The sequence below is a fragment of the uncultured Tepidimonas sp. genome (assembly GCF_938045175.1).
Classification (GTDB): domain Bacteria; phylum Pseudomonadota; class Gammaproteobacteria; order Burkholderiales; family Burkholderiaceae_C; genus Tepidimonas.
In genome coordinates this window covers 1-9,787 of record NZ_CALIND010000051.1, presented here as the reverse complement: position 1 = coordinate 9,787, position 9,787 = coordinate 1, and the positions used below count along the sequence as shown (strand labels likewise).

Annotated in this window: 6 protein-coding genes and 1 pseudogene; 2 read left to right on the top strand and 5 right to left on the bottom strand. The window is 69.3% G+C overall.

Annotation, left to right across the window (positions count from 1 at the left end):
• Window positions 1-5,701: excinuclease ABC subunit UvrA (gene uvrA, locus Q0716_RS02685; protein WP_299019369.1), on the bottom strand; the 5,701-nt coding region annotated here is incomplete at its 3' end.
• A gap of 197 nt (window positions 5,702-5,898) precedes the next feature.
• On the opposite strand from uvrA, the pseudogene Q0716_RS02680 reads away from it, so the two are divergent.
• Window positions 5,899-6,081, top strand: a pseudogene (locus Q0716_RS02680) (IS5/IS1182 family transposase); the annotation flags it as partial.
• A 226-nt stretch (window positions 6,082-6,307) separates the two neighbouring features.
• Window positions 6,308-6,862: a thioredoxin family protein gene (locus Q0716_RS02675; RefSeq protein ID WP_299019366.1), complete on the top strand. Its 555-nt coding sequence runs from the start codon at window positions 6,308-6,310 to the stop codon at window positions 6,860-6,862.
• On the opposite strand, the gene Q0716_RS02670 is transcribed toward Q0716_RS02675, so the two are convergent.
• From Q0716_RS02670 to Q0716_RS02655, 4 genes are all read right to left on the bottom strand, one after another.
• Complete coding sequence (locus Q0716_RS02670) at window positions 6,843-7,289, bottom strand: universal stress protein (protein ID WP_299019359.1); 447 nt, start codon at window positions 7,287-7,289, stop codon at window positions 6,843-6,845. The genes Q0716_RS02675 and Q0716_RS02670 overlap by 20 nt on opposite strands.
• Window positions 7,290-7,325: 36 nt before the next feature.
• Entirely contained in the window at window positions 7,326-7,568 is a 243-nt protein-coding gene (locus Q0716_RS02665; RefSeq protein ID WP_299019357.1) for a DUF1289 domain-containing protein, read from the bottom strand.
• The gene (locus Q0716_RS02660; protein WP_299019355.1) at window positions 7,565-8,482 is read right to left on the bottom strand and encodes a hydroxymethylglutaryl-CoA lyase; all 918 of its coding nucleotides are present in this window, start codon (window positions 8,480-8,482) and stop codon (window positions 7,565-7,567) included. The genes Q0716_RS02665 and Q0716_RS02660 overlap by 4 nt, the downstream gene beginning before the upstream one ends.
• On the bottom strand, window positions 8,479-9,787 hold a 1,309-nt coding region (locus Q0716_RS02655), incomplete at its 5' end, for a biotin/lipoyl-containing protein (protein ID WP_299019353.1). The genes Q0716_RS02660 and Q0716_RS02655, both read right to left, overlap by 4 nt.

Sequence of the window (9,787 nt, the reverse complement as noted above, 5' to 3'; positions counted from 1 at the left end):
CGGCCAGCGCCTGCCCCGTGTGCGTGCCTTGGCACACCAAGTCCTCGGGGGTACCCTCGCCCACCACACGGCCGCCACCCGCCCCGCCCTCGGGACCCAGGTCGATGACCCAATCCGCCTCCGCGATCAGGTCCAGGTCGTGCTCGATGACGACGACGCTATGCCCGCCATCGACCAGCCGGTGCAGCACCCGGATGAGCTTGTCCACGTCGGCCATGTGCAGGCCCACGGTCGGCTCGTCCAGCACGTATAGCGTGTGCGGCGCTTTTTGCCCGCGCCGGCCAACGTCATCGCGCACCTTGCTCAGCTCCGTCACCAGCTTGATGCGCTGCGCCTCGCCACCGGACAGCGTCGGGCTCGGCTGCCCGAGCGTCAAATAACCCAGTCCCACGTCTTGTAGCAGGTGCAGCGGGTGCGCGATCGCGGGCATGGAGGCAAAGAAGTCCACCGCCTCGTCCACGGACATGGCCAGCACCTCGCCGATGGACCGGCCGCGCCAGGTCACGGCCAGCGTCTCGGGGTTGAAGCGCGCCCCGCCGCAGGCCTCGCACGGCACCTTGACGTCGGGCAGGAAGCTCATTTCGATCGTGCGCACCCCCTGCCCCTCGCACACCGGGCAGCGGCCATCGCCGGTGTTGAAGGAAAAGCGCCCGGGACCATAGCCACGGGCCTTGGCCTCCAGCGTTTCGGCATAGAGCTTGCGAATCGCATCCCAAAAACCGACGTAGGTGGCCGGACACGAGCGCGGCGTTTTGCCGATCGGGGTCTGGTCCACCTCCAGCACGCGGTCGATGACCTGCACACCATCGATGCGCGCACAGCCGCTCCAGCGCAGCGCGCGGCTGCGCCGGGGCGCGGCCAGCGCCGCCGCCACGTTGGCCAGCAGCACGTCGCGCGCCAGCGTGGATTTGCCCGAGCCGCTCACGCCGGTGACGGCCACCAGCCGGTGCAGCGGCACGCGCACGTCGATCCCCTGCAGATTGTGGCGCTGTGCCCGGCGCACCCACAGCGCAGGGGCGTCGTCGGTCACGGGGCGGCGCGGCTGCAGCGGGTGGCGCATCGCCTGCGCCAAATAGCGGCCGGTCTGCGACTCGGGCGTGCGCATCAGGTCGTCGACGCCGCCTTGTGCCACCACCCGCCCCCCGCGGCGCCCGGCACCGGGGCCGATGTCGATCAGGTGATCGGCGCGGCGGATCGTGTCCTCGTCGTGCTCCACCACCACCAGCGTGTTGCCATGCTGACGCAAGGCGTGCAACGCGTCGAGCAGGATGCGGTTGTCGCGCGGATGCAGCCCAATGGTGGGTTCGTCGAGCACGTAGCACACGCCCTGCAGGTTGGAGCCCAGCTGCGCCGCCAGCCGGATGCGCTGCGCCTCGCCACCCGACAACGTGGGCGCGCCACGGTCGAGGGTCAGATAGCCCAGCCCCACCTGCTGCAAAAAGCGCAGGCGGCTTTCGATTTCGGGCAACAGATCGCGGGCGATGTCGGCCTCGCGCCCGCTGAGGGCGTCGGGCGCGCGCAGTGTACGCACCCAGGCCAACACCTCATCGACGCTCCAGCGCGCGATGTCGGTGATGGGGCGATCGCGGAAGCGCACCGCGCGCGCGATGGGGTTGAGGCGGGTACCACCGCAGGTGGCGCACGGCTCGTCGCCCAGATCGTCCAGCTCGGGCTCGGCAAAGGTGTGCTCGCGCCCGCGCGCGTCGTCGCGCGTGCGGTCGTCGAGCGCGCGGCGCTGCTCGCGCGTGAGCTGCACCCCGGTACCCACGCAATCCGGGCACCAACCATGCGGGCTGTTGTACGAAAACAAGCGCGGGTCCAGCTCTGGGTAGCTGGTGCCACACACCGGGCAGGCGCGCTGGGTAGAGTACACCGCGGCCTCGGCATCCCCTTCGGCCAGGGCGTGCACCACCCCCTTGCCATGCTGTAGCGCCTGCGCAAGGGCCTGGCGGAGATCCGCCTCCGCCGCCGGTGTCACGCGCAGCGTCGCCACCGGCAGCTCCAGCGTGTGCTCTTTGTAGCGGTCCAGGCGCGGAAAGCCCTGTGTGGGCAGCATCTGTCCATCGACGCGCAACTGTGGGTAGCCACGCTGCGCGGCCCACTCCGCCCATTCGGTGTACACCCCTTTGCGGTGGACGACCAGTGGTGCCAGCACGCTGAGGGTGCGCCCCCGATAGCGCTGCAGCCACTGGGCGACGATGCGCTCGGGCGTCTGCGGCTGCACCGGCGCACCATCGTGCACGCAGTGCTGCACCCCCAGCTTGACATACAGCAGCCGCAGATAGTGCCAGACCTCGGTCACCGTGCCGACGGTGGACTTGCGCCCCCCGCGCGAGAGACGCTGCTCGATCGCCACCGTGGGGGGGATGCCCCAGACGGCGTCCACCTCCGGGCGGCCCGCCGGTTGCACGATGCTGCGCGCATAGGCGTTGAGGCTCTCCAGGTAGCGGCGCTGCCCCTCGTTGAACAGAATGTCGAACGCCAACGTCGATTTGCCCGAACCACTGACGCCGGTGATGACGGTGAAGCGCCCGTGCGGAATGTCCACCGACAGGTCGCGCAGGTTGTGTTCGCGCGCGTGCACGATGCGGATCGCATCGGGCGGCGCCGCGGGGCGCGCCACGGGGGCCGCAGCGGCGGGACGCGGCTCACCCGCGGCCGCCGCCTCGCCGATGGCCTGGGCGTACTCGCGCAACGCGGCCGCGGTGTGGCTGCTGGGGTGCTGGCGCAGCTCCTCGGGCGTACCGGCGAACACGACCGTGCCCCCTTCATCACCGCCTTCCGGCCCCAAGTCGATGACCCAGTCGGCCGCCCGGATCACGTCCAGGTTGTGCTCGATGACCACCAGCGAATGCCCGGCCTCCAGCAGCTTGCGCAGCGCGCGCATCAGTTTGGCGATATCGTCGAAGTGCAGACCCGTGGTCGGCTCGTCGAACAAAAACAGCATGCCGCGCGCGCGCCCCGTCTTGTCCGCCCAGGGAGCGCCGGGGTCGCCGACCGGCACGCCGCGGCGCGCGCCGCGCTTGGGCGCCTGGGGTGTCGCGGCAGCCAGATGGCCTGCGAGCTTGAGGCGCTGCGCCTCGCCGCCCGAGAGCGTCGGCACCGGCTGGCCCAGGCGCAGGTACTCCAGCCCCACGTCCTGCAGTGGCTGCAACACCCGTATCACCTCGCGGTCGGCGGCGAAACACTGCACCGCTTCGGCCACGGTCAGCTCCAGCACGTCGGCCACGCTCAGCCAGCGCCCACCGCGCTCGATGGTCACCTCCAGCACTTCGGGGCGGTAGCGCCGCCCGTGGCAGTCAGGGCAGCGCAGGTACACGTCAGATAGAAATTGCATCTCCACGTGCTCGAAGCCCGAGCCGCCGCAAGTCGGGCAACGCCCGTCGCCGCTGTTGAAGCTGAATTTGGCCGCCGTGTAGCCGCGCTGCTGCGCCAGTGGCGTCTGCGCGAACAGGGTGCGGATGGCGTCCCACGCGCCCACATAGCTGACCGGGTTGGAGCGCGCCGTTTTGCCGATCGGCGTCTGGTCGACGAAAACCACGCCCTCCAGATGGTCGGCGCCGAGCAGTCGCTCGTGCGCGCCAGGGGCCTCGGTGGGCTGGCCGAAGTGACGCAGCAGCGCCGGTGCCAGGATGTCTTGCACCAGCGTCGACTTGCCCGAGCCGCTGACCCCCGTGACCACGACCAGCCGTTGCAAGGGGAACGCGACGTCGATGCCGCGCAGGTTGTGCTCGCGCGCGCCTTCGACGATGAGGCGCGGGGTCGATTCGGTAACGCGGCGCTTGACGCCGAAGCCGATCTGGCGTCGCCCCGACAAGTACTGCCCAGTGAGCGTATCGGCACGGCGCAGCGCATCCGGCGGGCCGTCGAAGACGATGCGCCCGCCGCGCTCGCCGGGGCCGGGCCCCATGTCCAGGATGCGGTCGGCGGCCACCATGACCGCTGGGTCGTGCTCCACCACCACCAGCGTGTTGCCCGCGTCGCGCAGCCGCGCCATCGCCTGGTTGATGCGCGCCATGTCGCGCGGGTGCAAGCCGATCGAGGGTTCATCGAGCACGAACAGCGTGTTGACCAGCGAAGTACCCAGCGCCGTGGTGAGGTTGATGCGCTGCACCTCGCCGCCCGAGAGCGTGCGACTTTGCCGATCCAACGTCAGGTAGCCCAGCCCCACTTCGCACAGGTAGCGCAACCGGGTGGCGATCTCGTCGAGCAGCAGCCCTTGCGCCTGGCGTTCGCCCGCGGGCAGTTCGGCCACGCGCGCCCGCAACCGCTCGACGAACTGGCGCAGCCGCGTCAGCGGCAGCCGCATCAGGTCGTGCAGGCACAGTCCAGGCAGCGCCTGCAGCTGCGCATCTGTCCATGCCACGCCGCGGGGGCGAAAGCGCTGCTCGGGGGGCAACACGGCGTCGGCGTCTTCCCGCGTGCCCAGCCGCCACAACAGGCTCTCGGTTTTGAGTCGTGCGCCACCACAATCCGGGCATTCGGTGTAGCTGCGGTATTTGGACAGCAGCACCCGGATGTGCATCTTGTACGCCTTGCTCTCCAGATAGTCGAAGAAGCGGCGGATGCCGTACCACTGGCGCTGCCAGTCACCCGACCAATGCGGCGAGCCCTCCAGCACCCACTGCTGCTGCGCGGGCGACAACTGGTACCACGGGGTGTCACGCGGGATGCCCGCTGCCTCTGCGTGGCGCAACAGATCGTCCTGACACTCCCGAAACGCGGGGGTCTGGATCGGCTTGATGGCACCGGCGCGTAACGTCAGCTTGGGATCGGGAATCACCAACCCCCAGTCCACGCCAATGACGCGCCCAAAGCCGCGACAGGTGTCGCAGGCGCCCGCCGGCGAGTTGAACGAAAACAGCGACGGCCGCGGCTCGGCGTAGCGGATGTCGCTCTCCGGGCAGTGCAGGCCGGTGGAATACCGCCACAGGGCCGGTTCAGCCTCGCCCTCGGGCAACGCATACACCGTCACGCGGCCGCCGCCGCGGCGCAGGGCGACCTCCACCGCCTCGGCCACGCGCGCGGGGTCGGCACTGCCCAGGCGAAAGCGGTCCGCCACCACATCCAGCCGCCGCCGCTCGCCCACTACCTGCTGCGCCTGCACGCGCGTGTAGCCACTGGCCGAGAGCCACTGCTGCACGTCCTCATCCGACGTGCTGGCCGGGAGTTCGACGGCAAACGTCACCACCAGCCGCGGATCGCCCGCCGCCGCCGCGCGCGCCCGCAGGTCGGCCACGATCGTCTCCACCGTGTCGTGGCGCACGGGCAGCGCCGTCACCCGGTCGAACAACTGGGCCGCGCGCGCAAACAGCAGTTTCAGGTGGTCGTTGAGCTCGGTCATCGTCCCGACCGTGGAGCGCGACGAGCGCACCGGGTTGGTCTGGTCGATGGCGATCGCTGGCGGCACGCCGTCGATGTGGTCCACCGCCGGACGGTCCATGCGGTCCAAAAACTGCCGCGCGTAGGCCGAGAACGTCTCCACGTAGCGGCGCTGCCCTTCGGCAAACAGCGTGTCGAACACCAGGCTGGATTTGCCCGAGCCGCTGGGGCCGGTCACCACCGTCAGCTCACCGGTGCGGATGTCCAGGTCGAGGTTGCGCAGATTGTGCTGTCGCGCGCCGCGGATGCGGATGACGCCCGCTGGCGTGGTTGCCTCGGCATCGACTGCGCTAGCGTCTGCACCTGCCACGACTTTCATCGACCACGGCCCTCGGGATGGATGGAGAGCCCTGCATTGTAGGGAGAGAGCCCGACGCCAGCCGACCGCGGGTTTTACACACCCGAGGTGCACTCACACGGCTCCCAGAGGAGCCGCTGCCTCAATCCCCACCCTTGCCAAGACCGGGCACCATCACATCGACGCACTCTCTCCCACCCAGCCAACAAACCCGCCCTGTGCTAACCCCGACGAGCTTTGCTGAACTCGAGTACTTCTCCAAGAAGACGCCCACCCCGCGCGAGCGCTTTCTGGCCGAGATCGAAGCCGTAGGGCTTTGGGCTGTGAATCAGGGAATCGAGGACGCGGTGTACGACAGGCAGGCCATCCGCCGCTTTGTCAGCATCGACCTGACGCGCGAGGACACGCCCCCGATGCCACTGCACACATAATCAGGGCCGAGGGCGCTCAGAAGAGGCAGAAATCGACCGCTTTCTACCCCTCATGACCACATCCCCGCCGCCGCCTGCGGCCCCACCTCTGTGCAACCCGCCGGCGCGGCTGCGCTCGAGACGAGCAGGCGGGGTTCGTTTAGCGGTTCCTTAGATTACCATCGTTACCACCGAAACGACACAAGGAGCAACACCGATGGCTGCCATCCCACCCGTTTGCGACTTTGGCTGGAAAGCCCCTGGCTTCGACCTGCCCGCCACCGACGGACGCCGCTACCGTTACGAGGACATCCGCGGCCCCAAAGGGACGCTGGTGATGTTCATCTGCAACCACTGCCCATACGTACAGGCGATTCTGCCGCGGCTGGTGCCCGTGACGCGCACGCTGCTCGACATGGGCATCGGGGTGGCTGCGATCTCGTCCAACGACCCCGCGGCTTACCCCGAGGATTCGTTCGAACACATGCAGCGCGTTGCGCAGGAGCGGGGCTTTCCGTTCCCCTACCTGTACGACGAGACGCAGGAGGTGGCGCGCGCTTGGGGCGCAGTCTGCACGCCGGACTTCTTTGGCTTCAACGCCCAGGACGAGCTGCAATACCGGGGTCGCTTCGACGCGTCGCGCAAGGAGGCCGCGCCGCCCGGCACGCCGTGCGATCTGTTGGATGCAATGCGCCTGATCGCACAGACCGGCCAGGGGCCGCGCGATCAGGTGGCCAGCATCGGCTGCTCGATCAAGTGGCGCTCGGTTTGACGATCAGCACCGGCACCTTGGCGTACGTGAGCACTTTCTGGGCTACGCTGCCCAGAATGAGCGCCTGCACGCCCTTGCGGCCGTGCGAGCCCATGACGATCAGGTCGCAGCCCTCGGCCTCTGCGGTTTCCAGTATCCCTTCGTAGGTGACGTTGCGCTCGATGGTGTCGCCGGCAAACGGCACGCCGCGCTCGGCACAGACTTGCTTGAGGTCGTCCAGCGCCCGCGTGGCGGCGGCCTGCGCCTCGGCCAGATACGCCTGCAGCCCAATGGCCGATGCGTCACCGATACCGATGTAGGGGAACGGGTCGATCACATACACGCCCACGATCTCGGCGCCGTGCTGCTTGGCCAAATCGGCCGCCAGCGTGCCCGCGGCGTGCGACAGGGCCGAGCCATCGACGGGAACGAGGATTTTCTTGAACATGGATCATGCCTCCTGCGAAGTGACGGTCATGACATCTTAGCCGACGCCGGTGGCCTGCCGCGCCTCGATGGCCTGCCAGATGCGCCGGCGAGTGACATCGTCGCTCGTACCCCAGCCAGCGATCTCGTCGAGCGTGCGCCAGCAGCCGGCACACCAACCGGTGGCCTCGTCGATGCGGCAGACCCCAATACAAGGCGACGGCACCGGCGCCCCCGGGGGCTGGCGGCGCAGGGCGTCGGCCAACGACAGGCGCGGCCGAGGCGGGGTCGATGCGCTCATGAGCACCCCCGCGCCCGCAGCGCCCGCCCCGCGCGCGACGCCGTGGGACGGCCCAAGCGCTCGCTGATCCAGGCCCCGGTCTCGGCCAGCGCGCCCAGATCGATGCCAGTCTCGATGCCCAGCCCGTGCAGCAGGTACACCACGTCCTCGGTGGCGACGTTGCCAGTCGCACCAGGCGCGTACGGGCAGCCGCCCAGCCCCGCCACCGATGTCTGAAAATTCCACACCCCCATTTGCAGCGCTGCCAGCGTGTTGGCCAACGCCTGTCCATAGGTGTCGTGGAAGTGGCCGCTGATGTGGTCGATGTCGTAGTGCGCCAGCGCCGCCTCGATCGCGCGTTGCACCTTCAACGGCGTGCCCACCCCAATGGTGTCGGCCACGTCCACCCGTTGCACGCCGATGGCCTTCATCCGCGCGGCCAACTCGCCCACCCGCTGCGGGGGGATGTCGCCCTCGTAGGGGCAGCCCACGGTGCAGCTCATGGCCCCGCGCACGGCAATGCCGGCATTGCGCGCGGCCTCGACCACAGGGGCAAAACGCTCGATGCTCTCGGCAATGCTGCAGTTGATGTTGCGGCGGCTGAACGCCTCGCTGGCAGCACCAAACACCACAATCTCATCGGGCCGATCCCGTAGCGCCGCTTCCAACCCTTTGAGGTTGGGCGTGAGCACCGAGTAGCGCACCCCGGGCTGGCGCTGGATGCCTTGCATGACGGCGTGGTTGTCCGCCATCTGCGGCACCCACTTCGGGCTGACGTAGCTGGTGACTTCGATCTCGCGCAGCCCCGCGGCCTGCAGGCGGTGCACGAGCTCGACTTTGACCTCGGTGGGCACGGGTTGGGCTTCGTTTTGCAGGCCGTCGCGCGGGCCGACGTCGATCAGACGCACGCGGCTGGGGTAGTTGGTCGTGCTCATGGTGTGCGCATCCGCAACAAGTCGGCTCCCTCGGCCACTTGGTCACCCGGAGCGTACAGCAACGCCTCGACCACGCCGTCAGCAGGGGCGGCAATGGTGTGCTCCATTTTCATGGCTTCCAGCACCGCCAGCGGTTGGCCCCGTTTGACCGCCTCGCCCGGCTGCACCGCAAAGCGCACCACCTTGCCTGGCATGGGTGCGGTCAGCCGCCCGCCTTCGCTGGCCGCGTCACCCGCGTGCGCCAACCGATCGACCACCACCAGCGCCACCGCACCGTCGGGCGTGAACACGTGCACACGCTCGCCATCGGCGTACACGGTGGCGCGCCACGCGTGCCCAGCCCACTGCACGCCCAGCGCCCAGCCCCCACCAGGGTCGGGCCGCCAGTGCAGCGGGCCTTGTTGCGCCGCTTGACCCTCCCCAATACGCAACCCACACCCACCGCCGCGCGGCCACGACAGTTGCGCGTCCAGCGACTCGTCGCCCCAGCGGAACGTCAGGGTGCGCGTGCGCACGCCGTGGCTGGCAAAGCCATCGCCCGCGCTCCACGGATCAGCATCGGCCTGCGCTTGCCAAGCCTGCAGCGTGTGGGCGGCTGCAATGGCGACCGCCGCTTCGCGCGACAGGGCCGACACGCCAAACAACACCGCTTGCTCGCGCTCGATGAGCGCGGTGTCCAGATGCGCCTGCGCAAACGACGCGCTGCGCACCACCCGGCGCAAGAACGCCACGTTGTTGGCCACGCCCACGATGTGCAGGCGCGCCAGCGCCTCGTCCAACCGCGCCAGCGCCTGTGCGCGCGACTCCCCGCGCACGATCAGCTTGGCGATCATCGAGTCGTAGTGCGGGCTGATGGTGTCGCCCTCGGCCACGCCATCGTCGATGCGCACGTCCGCCACCGTGAAGGCGCTGCACGCCGGTTTGCGGTAGACGGCCAGGCGCCCCGTCGCGGGCAAAAACTGGTTGTCGGGGTTTTCGGCGCAGATGCGCGCCTCGATGGCATGCCCACGCAGGGTCAGCGCCTCTTGGGTCAGCGGCAACGGCTCGCCGGCGGCCACGCGCAGCTGCCACTCCACCAGGTCCAGCCCCGTGATCGCCTCCGTCACCGGGTGCTCCACCTGCAGCCGCGTGTTCATCTCCATGAAGTAAAAGCGCATCGCCTCGGGGTGGTCGTAGCCCAGCGGTTGCTCGACGATGAATTCGACCGTTCCCGCACCCACATAGCCCACCGCGCGCGCCGCGGCCACTGCCGCCAGCCCCATTTGCTGGCGCAGCGCAGGCGCGAGCCCCGGCGCCGGGGCCTCC